Below are 535 nucleotides of genomic sequence, written 5' to 3' on the forward strand. Positions count from 1 at the left end.
ATCATCTACACCTCAGGCTCAACCGGAACCCCCAAGGGCGTCATGGTCGAGCATCAAAGCGCCGTGAACCTGCTGCATTGGAGCAGCGGCGTATTTGCGGAGTCAGAGATTAGCCGCACACTGTTTTCTACCTCGATCAGTTTTGATCTGTCCGTCTATGAGTGCTTCGTACCGCTGTCGCAAGGAGGCACTCTGTATCTTGTCGAGGATGCACTGGCGCTGGCGCAGACGTCCTTGGATGTTTCCTTGATCAACACCGTCCCCTCGGCGATCGCCGCTCTGGTCGACCAACAAGCCGTGCCGGCTTCGACAAGCGTCATCAATTTGGCCGGTGAGCCGCTGACGGCAGGTCTGATCGAGAGGGTCTTCGAGGGCAGTGGCGTAGAGAAGATCTGTAACCTGTACGCTCCTTCGGAAACGACGACGTATTCGACCTGGATTTGCATGCCCAGGAGAGAGGCTGTCGTTGAGACGATCGGGCGTCCGATTGCCAACACGCGTGTGTATCTGCTGGACGGCCATGGCGCGCCTGTGC

General features: G+C 57.9%; 1 protein-coding gene. It reads left to right on the forward strand.

The features are described from left to right. Positions 1-535 (forward strand): AMP-binding protein (locus KJQ96_RS38680; protein ID WP_213257719.1); only part of this gene is annotated, 535 nt, incomplete at both ends.

Origin of the sequence: Bradyrhizobium sp. sGM-13, from assembly GCF_018398875.1 — a bacterium.
Lineage (GTDB): Bacteria > Pseudomonadota > Alphaproteobacteria > Rhizobiales > Xanthobacteraceae > Bradyrhizobium.